Source organism: Lachnoanaerobaculum sp. OBRC5-5, assembly GCF_000296385.1.
GTDB lineage: Bacteria > Bacillota > Clostridia > Lachnospirales > Lachnospiraceae > Lachnoanaerobaculum.
Window position 1 is genome coordinate 609,025 of sequence record NZ_JH815185.1, and the last position, 19,898, is coordinate 628,922.

Annotated in this window: 15 protein-coding genes; 10 read left to right on the forward strand and 5 right to left on the reverse strand. The window is 36.6% G+C overall.

Features of this window, described 5'->3' with window-relative positions; translation table 11 throughout:
* The first annotated feature begins 2 nt into the window (after positions 1-2).
* The 3 genes from rlmH to ftsH all read left to right on the forward strand — a co-directional run bounded on the left by rlmH (position 3) and on the right by ftsH (position 4,755).
* Positions 3-479 (forward strand): 23S rRNA (pseudouridine(1915)-N(3))-methyltransferase RlmH, encoded by a 477-nt coding sequence (gene rlmH, locus HMPREF1135_RS02800; RefSeq protein ID WP_007591777.1) that lies wholly within the window; start codon positions 3-5, stop codon positions 477-479.
* Between the two features lie 95 nt (positions 480-574).
* On the forward strand, positions 575-2,869 hold the full coding sequence (locus HMPREF1135_RS02805) for a hydratase (RefSeq protein WP_007591778.1): 2,295 nt from the start codon (positions 575-577) through the stop codon (positions 2,867-2,869).
* Positions 2,870-2,880: 11 nt separating this feature from the next.
* Positions 2,881-4,755: an ATP-dependent zinc metalloprotease FtsH gene (gene ftsH, locus HMPREF1135_RS02810; RefSeq protein WP_007591779.1), complete on the forward strand. Its 1,875-nt coding sequence runs from the start codon at positions 2,881-2,883 to the stop codon at positions 4,753-4,755.
* Between the two features lie 49 nt (positions 4,756-4,804).
* Here ftsH and HMPREF1135_RS02815 read toward each other — a convergent pair whose 3' ends face one another.
* Together HMPREF1135_RS02815 and pyrB are read right to left on the reverse strand one after the other, a co-directional pair.
* The gene (locus tag HMPREF1135_RS02815) at positions 4,805-5,239 is read right to left on the reverse strand and encodes an aspartate carbamoyltransferase regulatory subunit (RefSeq protein ID WP_007591780.1); all 435 of its coding nucleotides are present in this window, start codon (positions 5,237-5,239) and stop codon (positions 4,805-4,807) included.
* Entirely contained in the window at positions 5,239-6,153 is a 915-nt protein-coding gene (gene pyrB, locus HMPREF1135_RS02820; RefSeq protein WP_007591781.1) for an aspartate carbamoyltransferase, read from the reverse strand. The genes HMPREF1135_RS02815 and pyrB overlap by 1 nt, the downstream gene beginning before the upstream one ends.
* A 193-nt stretch (positions 6,154-6,346) precedes the next feature.
* Here pyrB and clpB point away from each other — a divergent pair, with 193 nt between their 5' ends.
* The 7 genes from clpB (at position 6,347) to HMPREF1135_RS02855 (ending at position 17,249) form a co-directional block, all read left to right on the forward strand.
* Entirely contained in the window at positions 6,347-8,938 is a 2,592-nt protein-coding gene (gene clpB, locus HMPREF1135_RS02825; RefSeq protein ID WP_007591782.1) for an ATP-dependent chaperone ClpB, read from the forward strand.
* Positions 8,939-9,095: 157 nt separating this feature from the next.
* Positions 9,096-10,574, forward strand: a complete 1,479-nt coding sequence (gene cls, locus HMPREF1135_RS02830; protein ID WP_007591785.1) for a cardiolipin synthase — start codon at positions 9,096-9,098, stop codon at positions 10,572-10,574.
* 16 nt (positions 10,575-10,590) lie between these two features.
* The gene (locus tag HMPREF1135_RS02835; protein ID WP_007591787.1) at positions 10,591-11,334 is read left to right on the forward strand and encodes a lysophospholipid acyltransferase family protein; all 744 of its coding nucleotides are present in this window, start codon (positions 10,591-10,593) and stop codon (positions 11,332-11,334) included.
* Positions 11,335-11,349: 15 nt separating this feature from the next.
* On the forward strand, positions 11,350-12,240 hold the full coding sequence (gene pheA / locus HMPREF1135_RS02840; protein ID WP_007591788.1) for a prephenate dehydratase: 891 nt from the start codon (positions 11,350-11,352) through the stop codon (positions 12,238-12,240).
* Between the two features lie 19 nt (positions 12,241-12,259).
* Positions 12,260-13,531: an ATP-binding protein gene (locus HMPREF1135_RS02845; protein WP_007591789.1), complete on the forward strand. Its 1,272-nt coding sequence runs from the start codon at positions 12,260-12,262 to the stop codon at positions 13,529-13,531.
* Between the two features lie 13 nt (positions 13,532-13,544).
* The gene (locus HMPREF1135_RS02850; RefSeq protein ID WP_007591790.1) at positions 13,545-15,062 is read left to right on the forward strand and encodes a Ppx/GppA phosphatase family protein; all 1,518 of its coding nucleotides are present in this window, start codon (positions 13,545-13,547) and stop codon (positions 15,060-15,062) included.
* Positions 15,063-15,080: 18 nt separating this feature from the next.
* Positions 15,081-17,249 carry an RNA degradosome polyphosphate kinase gene (locus tag HMPREF1135_RS02855; RefSeq protein ID WP_007591791.1) on the forward strand — a complete coding sequence of 723 codons (2,169 nt, stop codon included), beginning with the start codon at positions 15,081-15,083 and terminating at the stop codon, positions 17,247-17,249.
* 47 nt (positions 17,250-17,296) lie between these two features.
* Here the strand turns inward: HMPREF1135_RS02855 and ilvC are convergent, their stop codons facing one another.
* From ilvC to HMPREF1135_RS02870, 3 genes are all read right to left on the reverse strand, one after another.
* Positions 17,297-18,316 carry a ketol-acid reductoisomerase gene (gene ilvC / locus HMPREF1135_RS02860; RefSeq protein ID WP_007591793.1) on the reverse strand — a complete coding sequence of 340 codons (1,020 nt, stop codon included), beginning with the start codon at positions 18,314-18,316 and terminating at the stop codon, positions 17,297-17,299.
* A gap of 63 nt (positions 18,317-18,379) precedes the next feature.
* Positions 18,380-18,877 (reverse strand): acetolactate synthase small subunit, encoded by a 498-nt coding sequence (ilvN, locus tag HMPREF1135_RS02865; protein ID WP_007591794.1) that lies wholly within the window; start codon positions 18,875-18,877, stop codon positions 18,380-18,382.
* A gap of 142 nt (positions 18,878-19,019) precedes the next feature.
* The gene (locus HMPREF1135_RS02870; protein ID WP_007591796.1) at positions 19,020-19,817 is read right to left on the reverse strand and encodes a class B sortase; all 798 of its coding nucleotides are present in this window, start codon (positions 19,815-19,817) and stop codon (positions 19,020-19,022) included.
* Positions 19,818-19,898 lie beyond the last annotated feature (81 nt).

Sequence of the window (19,898 nt, forward strand, 5' to 3'; positions counted from 1 at the left end):
GTATGAATATAAATATTGTAGTTGTCGGAAGTATTAAAGAAAAGTTTTTCAAAGATGCTATAGACGAATACTCAAAAAGACTTTCAAGATATGCAAAGCTGAACATAATAGAATTAAAGGATGAGAAAACTCCTGCTAATGCAAGTTTACTTGAAGAAGAAAAAATCAAGGAAGTTGAAGCCGAAAGGATTTTATCAAAACTTACAAACAGCTATGTTGTTGCGCTTGCAATAGACGGTAAGAAATATTCTTCAGAAGATTTTTCTAAGAGAATGGAAAAATATGATATTCTATCAAAAGGAAATCTGGCATTTGTTATAGGAGGCTCTTTAGGACTTCATAAAACCGTGCTTGACAGAGCTGATGAAAGCTTGAGCTTTTCAGAGATGACTTTTCCGCATCAGCTGATGAGAGTTATTTTACTGGAACAAATATATAGAGCATATAGAATCAGAAATAATGAACCGTATCATAAATGAGGGCAGAGCCCTCATTTTGGTTTTTCCAATAAAATCATCAGCCTTGAAAATAATTTTTTGATAGTATATACTATTCTGGAAAACTAGGAGGAAATATGGTTAATTTGTACAATGGTGGAGCTTACCTTATTAACGGTAAGACACTTATAGAAGAGAATGATTTAGATAAATTAAAAGCTGTTACAGGCAAAGATATAGATAAGGAAGAAGCCAGAAAGGGAAGTATAGCTTACAACATACTTGAAAACCACAATACTTCAGGAAATATGGATAAGCTCAGACTGAAGTTTGATGCCATGGCTTCACATGATATTACTTTTGTTGGAATAATACAGACTGCAAAGGCAAGCGGTATGGAAAAATTTCCAATACCCTATGTTTTGACAAATTGCCACAATTCACTTTGTGCAGTTGGCGGAACTATAAATGAAGATGACCATATGTTCGGTCTTTCCGCTGCAAAAAAATATGGCGGTATATATGTACCACCTCATATTGCGGTAATACATCAGTATATGAGAGAGGCATTTGCAGGTTGTGGAAAGATGATACTCGGTTCCGATTCACATACCAGATACGGAGCACTTGGAACAATGGCTATAGGTGAAGGCGGTGGTGAGCTTGTAAAACAGCTTTTACAGGATACTTATGATGTAAACAGACCTGAAATTATTGCAATCTATCTTGAGGGAGCACCGAAGGCCGGTGTCGGACCGCAGGATATCGCACTTGCAATAATAGGTAAGGTATTTAAAAACGGATATGTAAAGAATAAGATAATGGAGTTTGTAGGACCCGGAATAGCATCTATGACCACAGATTACAGAAACGGTGTAGATGTTATGACTACAGAGACTACCTGTCTTTCATCTGTTTGGGAGACTGATGAGGATACAAAGAAATTCCTTACAGTTCACGGAAGACCTGAGGATTATAAAGAATTAAAGCCTGCCGATATAACATATTATGACGGTGTTGTTCATGTGGATTTGTCCACAATTAAGCCTATGATTGCTCTACCTTTCCATCCAAGCAATGTATATGAAATAGATACATTAAATGAAAATTTAGAAGATCTTCTTCATGAAGTGGAGCTTGAGGCAATAAAGATAGGTGGAGAAGCCGGAAAGGGTCTCAGACTTTTAGATAAGATAGAAAACGGAAAGCTTAGAGTATCACAGGGTATTATAGCAGGTTGTGCAGGCGGAACTTATTCAAATGTAATGGAGGCTGCACATATACTTAAAGGATACAGTACAGGATTTGATGAGTTTAACTTAAATGTATATCCTTCATCACAACCTGTATTTATAGAAACAACAAGAAACGGTGCTGTAGCGGATCTTATGGAAAGCGGTGCGGTAGTAAAGACTGCATTCTGCGGACCTTGCTTCGGTGCCGGAGATACTCCTTCAAATAACGGCCTTTCTATAAGGCATACTACAAGAAACTTCCCTAACAGAGAAGGTTCAAAGCCGGGATCGGGTCAGATGTCCGCTGTAGCTCTTATGGATGCGAGATCTGTAGCCGCAACTGCAAGAAACAAGGGATTTTTAATACCTGCTACAGAGTTTGCAGATGATTATATTGTACCTGAGTACAATTATGATGACACTATATATAAAAACAGAGTATATCAGGGATTTGGAGAGGCAAGAGAGGACAGTGCTTTGGTTTACGGACCTAATATAAAGGACTGGCCTGAGATGACTGCTCTTACCGACAATATTCTTTTAAAGGTATGTTCAAAGATACTTGATGAGGTAACCACTACAGATGAGCTTATACCTTCAGGAGAGACATCTTCTTACAGATCAAATCCGCTTGGACTTGCAGAGTTTACACTTTCAAGAAGAGATCCTGAATATGTAGGCAGAAGCAAGGCGGTAGATATTATCGAAAAGTCAAGAAGAAAAGGTGAGGACATCTTAAAAGATAATACGGAGTTATCAAATATATTTGAAAAGATAAAGAATATACCTGAATTTGCAGATATTGTCGCAAACGAGACCGAGATAGGCAGTATGATATATGCCAAGAAGCCGGGTGACGGTTCTGCAAGAGAGCAGGCTGCAAGTTGCCAGAGAGTTATCGGAGGTCTTGCAAATATTGCCAAGGAGTATGCAACAAAGAGATATCGCTCAAATGTGATGAACTGGGGTATGCTGCCTTTCCTTTTAGATTCGGAGCCTGATTTTGAGGTTGGAGATTATATCTTTGTACCGAATATCAAGGAGCATCTAAGAGGTGATATGTCAAAAATTCCTGCCTATATTATAGGTGAAAATATAAAAGAAATAAGCTTAAGCATTGCGGAAATGACTGATGCGGAAAAATCCATAGTGGAGGCAGGTTCTCTTATAAATTATAATAAGAGTAAAATAAAATAGAAAGGAAGTGTATGGATAAAAAAAATAAAAATGAATCCAATGGGCTGAATAATAGGACGATTATTATACTTATTATTGCGGCTGCCATTGCATTCTTTGCAGTAAGCATACTTTCAAACAGGCTGAAAAAGGCTACAACGAAGGAAGTACCTTATACTGAGTTTATGCAAATGGTAAATGACGGAAAGGTGGAGTCGGTAAAGGTAATGGCAACCGCCATTGAAATAAAGGTAAAGCCTAATCTTTCAGATTACTCAACCATGACTGTGTATAAGACGGTCAGAATAGAAGATGATTCATTGGTTGACAGATTATATGCGGCCAATGTACCTGCGACTATGGAAAGGTTTGAGACTACATCTACGATACTGTCATTCCTAAGCTTTATTCTACCGTTTATTTTCTTCATACTTATGATGAATTTCCTCTTGAAGAAAATGGGTGGAGGCGGATTCATGGGAGTCGGCAAGAGCAATGCGAAAGTATATGTTCAAAAGGAAACCGGTATTACATTTAAAGATGTAGCAGGTGAAGATGAAGCAAAAGAGTCTTTGACTGAAATCGTTGACTTTTTGCACAATCCTGAGAAATATACAAAGATTGGTGCCAGACTTCCTAAGGGAGCTCTTTTGGTAGGACCTCCGGGAACAGGAAAAACACTTTTAGCAAAGGCTGTGGCCGGAGAAGCGGATGTACCGTTCTTTTCTCTGTCAGGTTCAGACTTTGTAGAGATGTTTGTAGGTGTTGGTGCTTCAAGAGTAAGAGATTTATTCAAACAGGCACAGGAGGCGGCTCCTGCTATCATATTTATAGACGAGATAGATGCTATAGGTAAGAGCAGAGATTCCAGAATGGGTGGAGGAAATGATGAGAGAGAACAAACTCTCAATCAGCTTCTTTCCGAAATGGACGGCTTTGATTCATCAAAAGGTCTTATAGTACTGGGTGCTACAAACAGACCTGAGATACTTGACCCTGCATTACTTCGTCCGGGTAGATTTGATAGAAGAGTGATTGTTGAAAGACCTGATCTTAAAGGAAGAGTTGACATCCTTAAGGTACATTCAAAAGACGTGCTTATGGATGACAGTGTAGATCTTGAAGCAATAGGACTTGCTACATCAGGTGCTGTAGGTTCGGACCTTGCCAATATGATAAATGAAGCTGCTATTTTGGCGGTAAAAAAAGGCAGAAAAGCTGTAAAGCAAAAAGACCTTTTTGAAGCTGTTGAAGTGGTGCTTGTCGGTAAGGAGAAAAAGGACAGAGTTATGAATCAGGAAGAGAGAAGAATTGTATCCTACCATGAGGTGGGACATGCACTTATCTCCGCACTGCAGAAAAACTCCGAGCCTGTACAAAAAATCACTATTGTACCGAGAACCATGGGTGCTTTGGGTTATGTAATGTATGTACCTGAAGAAGAGACATATCTTAAGTCAAAAAAAGAACTTGAGGATATGCTTGTAAGTACTCTTGGAGGTAGAGCGGCCGAGGAAATAGTATTTGATTCAGTAACAACAGGTGCATCAAATGATATTGAAAAGGCTACCTCTATTGCCAGAGCAATGGTTACACAGTACGGTATGAGTGAAAAGTTCGGATTGATGGGACTTGCAAGAGTTGAAAATCAATACCTGTCAGGACAGGCAATACTTGACTGTGGTGACAATACGGCTACCGAAGTTGACAAAGAAGTAATGAAAATACTTAAAAAGAGCTATGATGAAGCCCTTAGAATCCTTAGAGAAAATAAAGATGTAATGGACAAACTGGCAGAGTTCCTTATAGAAAAGGAAACTATTACCGGAAAAGAGTTCATGAAGATTCTAAGAGAAATAAAAGGATTACCTGAAAAGGTGGAAATAAAGAAAGCCATATTGGTATAAAAAGGCTGCCGGATTAAAATTTAATCCGGCAGTTTTGTAGTTTAAAATATTATTTTTTCTTATTTCTTTTCTCTTCGCAATAGATGCAACGATATACCTCATTCTCCTTATCTGAAAGATAGAAGATATGTGGGAGCTCCTGTTCTATCGAAGTGATACATCTGGGGTTCTTACACTTGATAATATTTGTTATCTTCTCAGGTAATGAAACAGTCTTTTTCTCAACTATTGCATTATTCTTTATAACATTGATTGTGATATTGTGATCGATATATCCGATTACGTCAAAATCTATCAAATTAAGTACATCACCTTCGATTTTGATAATATCTTTCTTACCCATTTTTTTAGATTTGGCATTCTTTATAATTGCAACAGGTATATCAAGCTTATCAAGTCCTAAGTGAAAATATATATCCAAGCTTTTTCCGGCTTCTATATGATCAAGTACCACACCTTCATTTAATCCACTGATATTTAACATTATTTTACCTCCAAAAGAGTGAGAATCAAAGCCATTCTTACATATACACCGAACTCAGCCTGTTTGAAATATGCGGCTCTGGGGTCATTATCAACCTCAACGCTTATTTCATTTACTCTTGGAAGCGGATGGAGTATATACATATCCTTTTTAGCATGCTTTAATTTCTGCTTATCCAAAATATATGTGTCCTTTAAACGAATATAATCTTCTTCGTTAAAGAAACGTTCTCTTTGAACTCTTGTCATATAAAGAATATCAAGCTCAGGCATAGCCTCGTCAAGACTTGTAACTTCACTAAACTCGATATTGTTTGCCTTAAGTACGTCATCTCTGATATAGTCGGGAACTTTAAGCTCTTCAGGGGAGATAAGAACAAATTTGATATTCGGATATCGGATAAGAGCGTTAATAAGTGAATGAACTGTTCTACCGAACTTCAGGTCGCCGCAAAGTCCGACTGTAAGGTCTGAAATATTTCCCTTCATTCTCTTTATTGTCAAAAGGTCTGTAAGAGTCTGTGTAGGATGCTGATGTCCACCGTCACCGGCATTAATTACCGGAATAGAAGAGAATTTGCTTGCAACAAGCGGTGCACCCTCTTTCGGATGACGCATTGCCGCTATATCTGCATATGAAGAAATTACTCTGATAGTATCTGCAACGCTTTCTCCCTTTGCTGCGGATGATGAGTCGGCAGAATGAAAGCCAAGTACGCTACCTCCCAAATTAAGCATCGCTGCTTCAAATGAGAGTCTGGTTCGTGTGCTTGGCTCATAAAATAATGTTGCTAATTTTTTTCCTTCACAAATTTTAGAATACTTTCCCCTGTTGTTTTCAATATCAATAGCAAGCTCTAAGAGTGCATTAGTTTCTTCAACAGAAAAGTCCAATGGGTTTAAAAGATGTCTCATACTTCTCCTTTATAAAAATTATTTTTCGTATTATAGTCCAAATTTTACACTTTTACAAGACCCAAAATGGAAAAAGACATTAATTAACAGGGGACATAAAATAATTTTAAAATAATATTTAAAATTCGCTTGACATATAAAAATAAGTCTGTTATAGTACGTGTATAACAAAGATAACAAAGGTGGTGATTTAATGAATATAAGCAAATTTACACAAAAGTCAATTGAAGCTGTCCAAAACATGGAAAAGGTGGCGGCTACTCATGGCAATCAGCAAATAGAACAAATACATTTGTTGGCATCACTATTAGATATAGATGGTTCATTGATAGTTAATCTTATAAAAAAGATGGGTATCAATGAAAATGAATTTAGAAACGAAGTGGAATCCGCTATAGAAAAACTTCCGAAGGTAAGCGGCGGAAATGCCTATATCAGTAATGATTTAAATAATGTGCTTATTACTGCAGAGGATGTAGCAAAAGGCATGGGAGATGAATATGTTTCAGTAGAGCATATTTTCTTAAATCTTTTGGAAAATCCGTCTTCTAATGTGGCACAGATTTTCAGAATGTATGGAATAAACAAAAATAAGTTTTTACAGGTACTCTCCGAGGTAAGAGGTAATCAAAGAGTGGTTTCAGACAATCCGGAAGCTACTTATGATACTTTAAATAAATACGGATATGACCTTGTTGAGCGTGCAAGGCAGCAAAAACTTGATCCTGTTATCGGAAGAGACAGTGAGATAAGAAATGTTATAAGGATATTAAGCCGTAAGACAAAGAACAATCCTGTACTTATAGGTGAACCCGGTGTAGGTAAAACAGCAGTTGTTGAGGGACTTGCAGGAAGAATTGTGGCAGGTGATGTTCCGAATAATCTTAAAGATAAGAAACTCTTTGCCCTTGATATGGGTGCGCTTATAGCAGGTGCGAAGTATAGAGGTGAGTTTGAAGAAAGATTAAAGGCGGTTTTGGATGAGGTAAGAAAGTCCGAAGGCGAGATTATTCTTTTCATAGATGAGCTTCATACAATAGTAGGTGCAGGTAAAACAGAGGGCAGTATGGATGCCGGAAATATGTTAAAGCCTATGCTTGCAAGAGGTGAATTGCATTGTATCGGTGCCACCACACTTGATGAGTATAGAAAGTATATTGAAAAGGACCCTGCACTTGAGAGAAGATTCCAGCCTGTTCTTGTAGAAGAACCTACAATAGAGGATACAATATCAATACTTCGTGGTTTGAAGGACAGATATGAGGCATATCACGGAGTTAAAATAACTGACGGTGCCCTTGTGAGTGCGGCTGTACTTTCAGACAGATATATAAGTGACAGATTCCTTCCTGATAAGGCGATCGACCTTGTAGATGAGGCCTGTGCTCTTATAAAGACTGAGCTTAATTCGGTGCCTACAGAGATAGATGAACTCTCAAGACGACAGATGCAGCTTCAGATTGAAGAAACCGCACTTAAGAAAGAAAACGATAATCTTTCAAAGGAAAGACTTGAAGCTCTGCAAAAAGAACTTGCAGAGGTTAATGATGAGTTAAATGAAGCAAAGTCAAAATGGGAAAATGAGAAAAAGAGTGTTGAAGGCCTTGCAAAACTCAGAGGTGAAATTGACGAGGTCAACAGACAGATAAATGCCGCAAAGCAAAGCTATGACCTTAACAGAGCTGCAGAGCTCCAATACGGAAAGTTGCCTGAGCTGCAAAAACAGCTTCAGATTGAAGAGGAAAAGGTTAAAAAAGAAGACCTCAGACTTCTTCGTGAGTCTGTAACAGATGAAGAAATTGCAAGAATTATCTCAAGATGGACAAATATTCCTGTTTCAAAACTGAGTGAGAGTGAAAGAGAAAAGACTCTTCACCTTGGAGACACTCTCCATGAGAGAGTAATAGGACAGGATGAGGCTGTTGAGAAGGTTACCGATGCTATAATTCGTTCAAGAGCCGGTATTAAAGATCCTTCAAAACCTATAGGTTCATTCCTTTTCCTCGGACCTACCGGTGTAGGTAAGACTGAGCTTGCAAAATCTCTGGCAAAGTCTCTGTTTGATGATGAAAACAATATGATAAGAATCGATATGAGTGAGTACATGGAGAAATTCTCCGTGAGCAGACTTATAGGAGCTCCTCCGGGATATGTAGGATATGATGAGGGCGGACAGCTTACAGAAGCTGTAAGAAGAAAGCCATATTCAGTAGTGCTATTTGATGAGATAGAAAAAGCACATCCTGATGTATTTAACGTACTTTTACAGGTGCTTGATGACGGTAGAGTAACCGATTCACTTGGAAAGACTGTAGACTTTAAGAATACCATCATAATAATGACATCAAATTTGGGCTCCGCATACTTACTTGACGGTATCAATACATATGGTGATATCAGTGAAGATGCAAGAAAGAAAGTAATGGATGAGCTTAGAAACAGCTTCAGACCTGAGTTCTTAAACAGACTTGATGAAATCATTATGTTTAAGCCGCTTACAAAGGATAATATCGGAAATATCATAAATCTGTTAATGGATGAGCTCAATGAAAGACTTGAAAGTAAGGAACTTAAAGTGGAACTTAGCGATGCGGCAAAGAACTATATCATTGATAACGGATATGACCCTGCATATGGTGCAAGACCGCTAAAGAGATATCTGCAAAAAAATGTCGAGACCATGGTTGCAAAGCTAATACTTTCAGACAGCGAGTTGAAAGCGAAAGATATAATGTATATCGACTTGGATCCTTATAATGAGCTGACTGCGGTTGTACAAAAATAAATATTAAAGAGTCGGGCAACCGGCTCTTTTTTATTTAATGTAAAAAAACAATATTAGTGGTATAATAGACAGGATTATAGAAAAATCTGTTGCTATAGTAACGTATATTACATAAATCAGTTCGTTATTGTAGTTAAATTAATAAACTGGGAGTTATATGTTTGATATTTTAAAAACAGGTCACTTAGGATTTGTTCATTTGTTCTATTTGAATTTGATACTGTCATTGATAATCGTATTTTTTCAAAGAAGAGATCCGAGAACAGTTTGGACATGGATTTTAGTACTTAATTTTCTGCCGATTATAGGAATAATACTGTATTTATTTATAGGTCAGGATTACAGAAAATCCAGAATGTTTAAATTAAAAAGTGTTGAGGACAGCATAAGGAGAGCCACCATCAGGCAGGAAAAATTCTTCACAAAAAGTGAAATGATGAAGAATGATTTGTATGCCAAAGAATATCACAGATTAATGCAGTACAACCTTATGTCCGGAGGCTCACTTTTAACAATGAAAAATTCTTTGGATATATTCACGGACGGAAATAATAAATTTGATGCACTGATTGAAGATATTAAGAATGCCAAAAAATATATACATTTGGAATATTATATTATAAAGCAGGACTATCTTTTCCTTAATATAGCCAAGGAACTTATAAAAAAAGCAGATGATGGTGTTGAGATAAGGATTCTGTTTGACGGAATGGGCGGAAGGTTTATGTCAAAGAAGATTTTAGAAAATTTAAAATCTCATGGCATAAAGTTGGGGGTATTTTTTCCTGCAACTTTGGGAAGAATCAACTTCCGTATAAACTACAGAAACCACAGGAAAATAGCTGTAATAGACGGTAAAATCGGTTATGTAGGAGGCTTTAACATCGGAAAAGAATATGTTGACGGCTCAAAGAAATTCGGACACTGGAGAGATACACATCTTAGAATAGTAGGAGAGGCTGTAAACGGACTTGAACTTAGATTCGGACTGGATTGGAAGTACGCGACAAAAGAAGATATTTTCTTAAATGACAAATATTTTACCGAACTGGATGAGATGGATTTTGTACCTGAGGAAGGTGACAATATTCTTAGAATGCAGATAATTTCAAGCGGACCGGATTCCGAGACCAAACTTATACGAGATAATTACATAGAGATTATAAATCATGCAAAGAATCATGTGTATATCCACACGCCTTATTTTATACCTGATGAGGCTTTTATAAGTGCGCTTAATATTGCAGCAAGGTCCGGTGTGGATGTAAGACTTATGATTCCATGTATGCCTGATCATCCATTTGTATATTCCGCTACGCTTAGCTGGGCAGGAACTCTTCTTGAAGCGGGTGGAAAGGTATATACCTATGAGAAGGGATTCTTACATGCAAAGTCCGTAATGGCTGACGGTAAGGTAGCCTGTGTGGGTACGGCAAATATGGATATAAGAAGCTTTGAGCTTAATTTTGAAGTCAATGCAATGATTTACGATGAGGATATTGCAGTAGAACTTGAAGACAATTTTATGAGAGATATTTATGATTCAAAGGAGTATACATTGTCAATGTATAAGAATCGTTCACTTATTCAAAGAGTTAAAGAACAGGTGAGCAGACTCCTTAGTCCATTATTATAATGAGAGGTTTTTTCAAATGATTAGATTTATTTTGGTAGCACTGTGTCTGCTTTTATACCTGTTACTTTTTATACCGACAATGCTTGTTTTACTTATAGTAAAAAGGTTTAAACCTGTTACTTCTTCCGCTATTGCACAAACAATGGTGCGTATAACTTTCAGACTCTTACTGTTTTTGGCGGGAGCAAAAGTGGAAGTTAGAGGGAGTGAAAATATTCCAAAGGACGGAGGCGTTTTATTTGTAAGTAATCATAGAAGCTATTTTGATATACTTGCAGGATATGCATATACTTATAAACCTCTCGGTTTTGTGGCAAAGTATGAAATGATAAAGGTTCCGCTTCTTAAACAGTGGATGGATTTGCTCAATTGCCTTTTCCTGAACAGGAAAGATATAAAGCAGGGACTTAAGACAATATTACAGGGTGTAGAAAAGGTTAAATCAGGTATTTCGATATGGATTTGTCCTGAGGGAACAAGAAACTTAAATGATGATGTCACAAATGTAAAGGATTTTAAAGAAGGCTCATTGAAGATAGCCGAAAAAGGAAAGGTACCTGTTATACCTGTAGCTATTTACGGTACATATGAGATATGGGAACAGCATTTACCTTTTATGAAAAAGAGTAATGTAATAATTGAGTATGGAGAGCCGATAATAATATCGGAATTGTCTGATGACGAGAAGAAAAAGCTTGGTGCATATGCGAGAGATAAAATTGTAAATATGCTTGAAAACATGGTGAAAGAAAAAAGATAAAACTTTGGGAGTACTATGCAAAGACTTGAGGAAATAAAATTTGATGATATGCCGAGCGGATTTAAATGCAAGGAATATATGGATTCCTGTATAAAAAAAATAGTCTATCAGGGTGTGGAAGGTGCATATTCACATATAGTAACACAGACATTATTCCCCGATGCGGACACAGAGAATGTAAATACTTTTGAAGATGCTATAAATTCCGTTTTAAACGGTGAGGCATCATACTGTGTTGTACCGATTGAGAATTCATCTGCCGGTATTGTTACGGATATTTTCGATTTGCTTTTAAAAAAAGATGTAGTAATTGTAGCGGAATATGATTTACATATCAGCCACTGTCTTTTGGGTATAAAGGGGGCAAGCTTTTCCGATATTAAAAGAGTATATTCACATCCTCAGGCTTTAATGCAATGTGCATCTTATTTGAAAGAACATCCTGAGTGGAGCCAGATAAGCCTTTTAAACACTGCCGTATCTGCAAAAAAAGTAAAAAATGAAGGCAGGATTGAGCAGGCGGCAATTGCTTCCGAGCTTTCAGCAAAGCTTTACAATCTGGATATTTTAGACAGGGGAATTAACAGAAACTCCAATAATACCACAAGATTCGTAGTACTAAGTAAGGAAAAGATTTTTTCGAAAAATTCAAATAAACTCAGCCTTATATTGGAACTTCCACATGAAAAGGGTATGTTGTATAATATTCTCGGAATATTTGTATTAAACGGATTGAACCTTGTGAAGATAGAATCAAGACCTATACCTGAAAAAACATTTGAGTACAGATTTTTTATAGATGTTGAGGCGAATCTAAACTCGGAAAATGTTTCAAATGTACTGGAAATACTTAGTGAGAAAGTCCCTTTTTTAAAGATTTTGGGAAACTATTGTTCGAATAATTAATGCAGCTTAAGGAGGAAATATGTACAGTATAAAAGCATGTAAAGATTCAAAGATAGACGATTTGATATTATATAGAGACTTGAAGTTTGAAGACACAATAAGAATGTTTTGTGCTTTGGATAAGAACAGCAACAATGTAAGTAAAACCATATCAAAGATGATTGAAGTTGCCGGTGAGTACGGTCTTCACGGAAATCTTTGGGCTAATATACTTGCTTTGGCACTTGCATACAATGAGAATGTATACTCAAAAGCTACAGAGATTGTAGGTGAAACTTCCGGAAGTATAAATACATTTGCAATACATGATTTTAAAATATTAAGAGAGTTGATTCATTTTGTACCTAATATTAACGGTGATTTATTAAAAGAGATATATCATTATGAAGGTAACGGAAGAGATTCAAAGCTTGTAAACACCAGAGTAAGAGATAGGATTCTAAGACTTTCAAAGCAACTTACAGAGGCGAATTCGGACAATGAGTTTAAAGATATAATAACTGAATTTTATAAGGAATACGGTGTTGGAAAGTTCGGTTTGAATAAAGCTTTTCGTATAGAAGAAGGTACGGATTTAAAGACTGCAAATATAATACCTATAACCAGAGTCGAGCATGTTTATTTGAATGATATAATCGGTTATGATATTCAAAAGAAAAAACTCACATACAATACCGAGAGTTTTATAAACGGTAAACCTGCAAATAACTGTTTATTGTACGGAGATGCCGGAACCGGAAAATCTTCAAGTGTAAAAGCTATTGTAAACGAGTACTATGATAAAGGACTTAGGATTATTGAAATCTATAAGCATCAATTCAGATATTTATCCGATATACTTGAGCAGCTTAAAGACAGGAATTATAAGTTTATCATATATATGGATGATTTAAGTTTTGAAGAGTCGGAGCTTGAATACAAGTACTTAAAGGCGATTCTTGAAGGAGGATTTGGAAGAAGACCTGAGAATGTACTGATTTATGCTACAAGTAACAGAAGACATCTTATCAGAGAAAGCTTCAGAGACAAGACTGAAACTGACGAAGAACTGCATACAAGAGATACCGTTGAGGAGAAGCTTTCATTATCTGCAAGATTCGGAGAGAAAATCTATTACGGTTCACCGGATAAAAGAGAGTTTAACTCTATTGTACTTGCTTTGGCAAAGAAGCATAATATAGATATGGATGAAAGTGAAATACTTGCAAAAGCCAATATGTGGGAATTGTCTCACGGAGGTATGTCCGGAAGAAGTGCAACACAATTTATAACTTATTTACAGAGTCAATAGACTTGGAGAGCGTATGGGAAAGAGTGAGATAAAATATTTTGCGGCGATTGATGTAGGCTCATTTGAGCTTGAGCTTGGAATTTATGAGATAGCAGGTAAATCGGGAATAAAGAGAATTGATTATGTCAAGCACACTATTGCGATTGGCAGTGACACCTACAAATTCGGGAAAATCAGTTATGAGATGATAGATGAGCTATGTAATATTTTATCGGATTTTAAGAAAATAATGCATAGCTATAAGGTAGATGCTTATAAGGCATATGCAACCAGCGCCATGAGAGAAGCCTCAAACAATATGCAGGTGCTTGACCAGATAAAGGTGAGAGCGGGGATTGATATAAGTATAATATCAAACTCCGAGCAAAGATTTATCAATTATATGTCTATTGATTCAAAAGGTGAACTCTTTGAGAAATATATAAAGAGCGGTACAGCTATTGCCGATGTAGGATTTGGAAGTATGCAGCTTACCCTTTATGATAACGGTGCAATACAGAGCACACAAAATTTATCACTTGGAGTTTTAAGACTTCGAGAGATGGTGGAAGAGATTGATAATATCAATGAAAAAAAGCATAATGTACTTACAGAGCTTATAGATAACGACCTTAATACATTTAAGAAGATTTATCTCAAGAATAAAAAGGTAAAGACCATAATCGGTATCGGAGAACCTCTTATGTATGTATTCAGATATATGGATCATGAGTCCTCAGATATGATAATAGATTATGAGAGATTTATTAAATTATTTGAAAAAATACGTGGAAAGAGTGTTGAGGAAATAGAGAATATACTTGGTGTAAGTAAAAATCATGCAAAGATGATTTTGCCGAGTGTGCTTATTTTTCAAAGAATTTTTGATCTGTTTAATGCCAAGGAAATATGGATGCCGGGTACGCTTTTGATAGACGGCATTGCAGCGGAGTATGCAAAGAAAACCGGAATTATAAGTGTAGGTCATAATTTTGAAGAAGATATAATTGCGGCGTCAAAAAACCTTGCAAAAAGATACAGAGGAAACAGCAAACACACAACTGCTGTGGAAAAGAACGCTCTTCTTATATTTGATGCAATAAAGGAGGTCAGCGGTTTAACGGAAAGAGACAGACTCTTGGTACAAATAGCCGCCATACTTCATAATATCGGTAAGTTTATCAATATGAAAAACAGTGATACAGCCACATACAATATAATTTCATCAGGAGAGATTATAGGTATATCTCATGATGAGAGAATGCTTATGGCGGAGATATCAAATATTGATAATGAAGAAAATATTTATAATAAAAGAGATATCAGGCTTGCAAAATTAAGTGCAATACTGCAAATGGCAAATGCACTTGACAGATCTCACAAGCAGAAAATAAAGAATTTCACATTGAAATTGGATGAAAATAAGCTGAAACTTGAAGTGAATTACATGGGTGATTTGAGCCTTGAAATACTCAGTTTTAACTCTCACAGAGATTTCTTTAGAGAAATCTTCGGAATAGAATTTATTTTGAAGCAGATAAGAACTTTTTGATAGGAAGGAGTGGCTATTATGGAAAAGTTTGATAATGTAGAATATTTTACAAACAGGGAGCTGTCCTGGCTGAAGTTCAATATCAGAGTTTTAAATGAAGCTGAGGATGATGATGTAAAGCTTTTTGAAAGATTAAAATTTTTAAGTATTACATCTTCAAATCTTGATGAGTTTTTTATGGTAAGGATTGCTTCTTTAAAAGATATGGTGGATGCCGACTATAAGAAAAAAGATATCTCCGGAATGAGTGCGGATAAGCAGCTTGGTATCCTTACTAAGGAGACTCATGACTTTGTTAAAAAGCAGTATGAGGTATATAACAAATCTTTGGTTCCGCTTTTAAAGAAGGAAAATTTGCATATAATAAGTCATGATGATGAGCTTACTGCAAATGAGAAAAATTTTATCAATGAATATTTTGACGAGTTTGTATACCCTGTGCTTACACCTATGGCTGTAGATGCTTCAAGACCCTTTCCGCTTGTCAGAAATAAGACTTTAAATATTGCGGCTCTGATAAGAAAGAGAAAAGAAGAGACATCAAAAAAGAAGAAAAAGGATGTATATCTTGGAAATGTAGATAAGGATATGGACTTTGCGATGGTGCAGGTGCCTTCAGTACTTCCGAGAATAGTGGAGATACCTTGCGAGTCAGAGGAGAGAAAGATAATTTATCTTGAAGATATCATAGAGAAAAATATAGATAAACTATTCTTAAACTATGAAGTAATATCTGCAGCAACATTCAGAGTTATGAGAAATGCGGAATTTAAGCTTGACGAGGATGATGCATCAGATCTGTTAGAGGAAATAAAGAAAAAACTTAAGAAGAGACAGTGGGGAGAGGCCATCAGACTTGAAGCTGAAGAAAGAATGGATGCAAGTCTTTTAAATTTCCTGAAAAATGAGTTGAATGTTGATGAAGAGGATATATTTAAGATAAACGGACCTCTGGATTTGACAGTTCTTATGAAGATATACTCACTTGAAGGTTTTGAGAGATTAAAGGATAAAAAACATATTCCTGTAATGAATCAAAGGCTCATAGACTGTGAGGATATATTTGAAGAGATAAAAAAGAAGGATATTTTGCTTTCACATCCATATGAGAGCTTTGATCCGGTAATAGATTTTGTATCAAAGGCGGCGGCAGATAAAAATGTTCTTGCTATAAAGCAGACTTTATACAGAGTCAGTGGAAATTCCCCCATTATCAAGGCGCTTGCAAATGCAGCGGATAACGGCAAACAGGTTACGGTTTTGGTGGAGCTTAAGGCAAGATTTGATGAGGAGAATAATATAAATTGGGCAAGAATGCTTGAAAAAGCAGGCTGTCATGTAATCTACGGACTTGTAGGGTTAAAGACGCACTCAAAGATAACTCTGGTTGTAAGAAGGGAAGATGACGGTATCAGAAGATATGTGCATCTGGGTACCGGAAACTATAATGATTCTACTGCAAAACTTTATACAGACCTTGGTATGTTTACGGCAAGAGAAAGTTATGGTGAGGATGCTACGGCAGTCTTTAACATGCTCAGCGGATATTCGGAACCGCCTTTCTGGAAAAGATATGTGGTTGCACCGCTTTGGATGAAGGATATATTCTTAAAGAAGATAAGTCAATGTGAAGAGGCGGCAAAGAGAGGATCCGAGGTAAGAATCATAGCAAAGATGAACTCGCTTTCAGATAAGGATATTATATGTGCATTGTATTCGGCAAGCTGTGCAGGTGTAAAGATAGACCTAATTGTCAGAGGTATATGCTGTCTTAAGGTAGGAATAAAAGGAGTGTCTGAAAATATTACGGTCAGATCGATTGTCGGAACATTCCTTGAACATGCCAGAATATTTGATTTCCGAATAGACGGTGAAGAGGAGATTTTCCTTGGCAGTGCCGACTGGATGAACAGAAATCTGGAAAAGAGAGTAGAGATAGTATTCCCTGTAGCCGATGAGGATATCATAAAGAGTATAAAGCATTACTTGGATGTGGAACTTGAGGATAATGTAAAGGCATCCATCCTCTTACCTGACGGAAGATATGAGAAGATAAGAAGAGTAGGAAGTGAAAAGAAAAACTCACAGGAAATTTTTATTAAAGAGGCAAAGGCTGAATATGAGAGTACCATAAAGGCCGGAAAATCTGAAGACGGCAGAACTTTTATACCTTTAAAAGGAGAATAGAATAAAAATAGCCACTGCATAAGCAGTGGCTAAAACTTTATAAAAAATTAGTTGTTGATAAGCTTCTCATCATCATTGTTCCAGCTGTAAAGCTTTCTGATCTCCGCACCTACCTTCTCTGAAGGATGCTCAGCTGCAAGCTTTCTCATAGCCTTGAAATGAACCTGACGACCTGCATTAGACATATCAAGTAAGAAGTCCTTAGCAAATGTACCGTCCTGGATATCTGTAAGAATCTGCTTCATAGCCTTCTTAGTATCCTCTGTAATGATCTTAGGTCCTGTTATATAGTCACCGTACTCGGCTGTATTTGAGATAGAATATCTCATTCCCTCAAATCCTGACTGATAGATAAGATCTACGATAAGCTTCATCTCATGGATACACTCAAAGTATGCATTTCTAGGGTCATAGCCTGCCTCGCAAAGAGTCTCGAAACCTGCCTGCATAAGTGCGCAAACACCGCCGCAAAGAACAGCCTGCTCACCGAAAAGGTCAGTCTCAGTCTCTGTACGGAATGTTGTCTCAAGAAGACCTGCTCTGGCACCACCGATACCTGCACCGTAAGCAAGTGCAAGCTCAAGAGCCTTACCTGTAGCATCCTGCTCTACAGCTACAAGACAAGGTGTTCCCTTACCCTCAAGATACTCTGAACGAACAGTATGTCCCGGAGCCTTAGGAGCGATCATTGCTACATCCACATCCTTAGGTGCTGTGATACAACCGAAGTGAACATTGAAACCGTGAGCGAACATAAGCATATTTCCTGCTTCAAGGTTAGGCTCGATATCATTCTTATATAAATCAGCCTGAAGCTCATCATTTATAAGAATCATTATGATATCGGCTTTCTTTGTAGCCTCTGCAGCTGTGTAAACCTTAAGGCCCTGTGCCTCTGCCTTTGCCCATGACTTACTTCCTTCATAAAGACCTACGATTACATTGCATCCGCTTTCCTTTAAGTTCAATGCATGTGCATGTCCCTGGCTACCGTAACCGATGATTGCGATAGTTTTACCCTCAAGCATTGAAAGATTACAATCCTCTTGATAATAAATTTTAGACATATAAATACCTCCTAAGTAACTTCTATTTTAACCCATTTAGGCTGGGGGACCATCAAATAAAAACTAGTTGAAAACAACTACATCATCACTTCCTCTTGAAAGAGCAGTGAGTCCTGTTCTGGCAAGTTCCAAAACTTCATAATCGGAAAGAAGGTTTGAAAGTGCTTCAAGTTTTGAATTATCACCTGTAAGCATAACTGTCAAACAATCCTTAGCCACATCTACAATAGTAGCTCTGAAAATATCACAAAGAGCCGCAATATCCTGTCTCTGTGAAGCATCGGCTTTTACCTTTATCATTATAATTTCACGGAAAACACTTTTGCCTTCCTCTAAAACCTTGATATCTCTTACATCTTCAAGTTTTCTAAGTTGCTTTACTATCTGGTCAAGTGTGTCCTCGTCTCCGATAGAAACAACTGTCATTCTTGAAAAGCGCGGATCGGCTGTCTCTCCGACAGTAAGAGAGTCTATATTATATCCTCTCCTTGAGAACAGACCTGACACACGACTTAAAACACCTGCAGAATTATCTACAATAAGTGAAAATACTCGTCTCATTTTTCCTCCCAATATTAAAAGTAGTAATTAATAAAATCATATTGGTTTTCATTTTACTATAGCACCATTATGATAAATGTCAATTTATTAAATAATATAATTGTTATAACCTGAGGTTATAATGCAAAAAACAGTATCTATTTTACCTGTGATCTTCTCCAAAATCAATAGTTGATAAATCATATTGTGCAGGTTGATCATTATCATCCAATTCATAGGCATATAAAACGGTTCTTGTATCATCACCCTCATATGAACAGGTTATAAAAGACCAAATCTTATTTACACCTGCTTCAGGAATCTCTCTGAAGGAACATTTTTCTGTCATCCTGTCCACATAGTTGTGGAAATAATCCATATCATCAAAATATGTCTGTCTTCTTTCAGGTGCGGAATCTGTATAAAGAGCGGCAACAGTCTTTAATCTATAAGTTTTATTCGGAGTATAAATATATATCATTCTATGTTCCTTGAAAAAATCTTCATTTTTGAACTTAGTGATATCGGTAAACATTTTACCGTCTTTCATATGATGACCGTAGATAATATTGTTAAGTGTTGAAAAATCCGAATTACTGTAGCCGTCCATATATACGGAATAATATGATTCCTGATGGTTTATATCATGGTGTAAATAATATTCTATATCATATTCTTTCCATAATATCGGATAATCAATTACAGTTCCGGGAATATACACCCATGCTATTACATCGGTATTTGTAGTCTTAAGCGAATCAAAATCAATTTTCCTTGTATAATTTTCATCAGTCTCATAAGCTTTTGTAGGCGGCTCGGTTGTAGTTTCTTCTTGAGTGGTTGTAGTTTCAAGAGTAGTTTCAGGTTCTTTATTTTTGTTTTTTGTATTTGAAAATATGACGGCAATCGCTATAAGTAATACTGCGAAAGCCAAAATAGGTAATAAAATTTTCTTTTTCATATATCTCCTAACGACTTTTAGGTAGAAGTATAGCATTTTTTTTTACTATTGTATATAAATCTTATGAATTAGATTGATAAA

Excerpts from the sequence above, each read along its gene's own strand:
- HMPREF1135_RS02805 (WP_007591778.1), top strand. The coding sequence starts at position 575 with ATGGTTAATTTGTACAATGGTGGAGCTTACCTTATTAACGGTAAGACA.
- pyrB (WP_007591781.1), bottom strand. The coding sequence starts at position 6,153 with ATGAGACATCTTTTAAACCCATTGGACTTTTCTGTTGAAGAAACTAAT.
- rlmH (WP_007591777.1), top strand. The coding sequence starts at position 3 with ATGAATATAAATATTGTAGTTGTCGGAAGTATTAAAGAAAAGTTTTTC.
- HMPREF1135_RS02815 (WP_007591780.1), bottom strand. The coding sequence starts at position 5,239 with ATGTTAAATATCAGTGGATTAAATGAAGGTGTGGTACTTGATCATATA.
- cls (WP_007591785.1), top strand. The coding sequence starts at position 9,096 with ATGTTTGATATTTTAAAAACAGGTCACTTAGGATTTGTTCATTTGTTC.
- HMPREF1135_RS02850 (WP_007591790.1), top strand. The coding sequence starts at position 13,545 with ATGGGAAAGAGTGAGATAAAATATTTTGCGGCGATTGATGTAGGCTCA.
- ilvC (WP_007591793.1), bottom strand. The coding sequence starts at position 18,316 with ATGTCTAAAATTTATTATCAAGAGGATTGTAATCTTTCAATGCTTGAG.
- HMPREF1135_RS02835 (WP_007591787.1), top strand. The coding sequence starts at position 10,591 with ATGATTAGATTTATTTTGGTAGCACTGTGTCTGCTTTTATACCTGTTA.
- clpB (WP_007591782.1), top strand. The coding sequence starts at position 6,347 with ATGAATATAAGCAAATTTACACAAAAGTCAATTGAAGCTGTCCAAAAC.
- HMPREF1135_RS02855 (WP_007591791.1), top strand. The coding sequence starts at position 15,081 with ATGGAAAAGTTTGATAATGTAGAATATTTTACAAACAGGGAGCTGTCC.
- HMPREF1135_RS02845 (WP_007591789.1), top strand. The coding sequence starts at position 12,260 with ATGTACAGTATAAAAGCATGTAAAGATTCAAAGATAGACGATTTGATA.
- ftsH (WP_007591779.1), top strand. The coding sequence starts at position 2,881 with ATGGATAAAAAAAATAAAAATGAATCCAATGGGCTGAATAATAGGACG.
- pheA (WP_007591788.1), top strand. The coding sequence starts at position 11,350 with ATGCAAAGACTTGAGGAAATAAAATTTGATGATATGCCGAGCGGATTT.
- ilvN (WP_007591794.1), bottom strand. The coding sequence starts at position 18,877 with ATGAGACGAGTATTTTCACTTATTGTAGATAATTCTGCAGGTGTTTTA.
- HMPREF1135_RS02870 (WP_007591796.1), bottom strand. The coding sequence starts at position 19,817 with ATGAAAAAGAAAATTTTATTACCTATTTTGGCTTTCGCAGTATTACTT.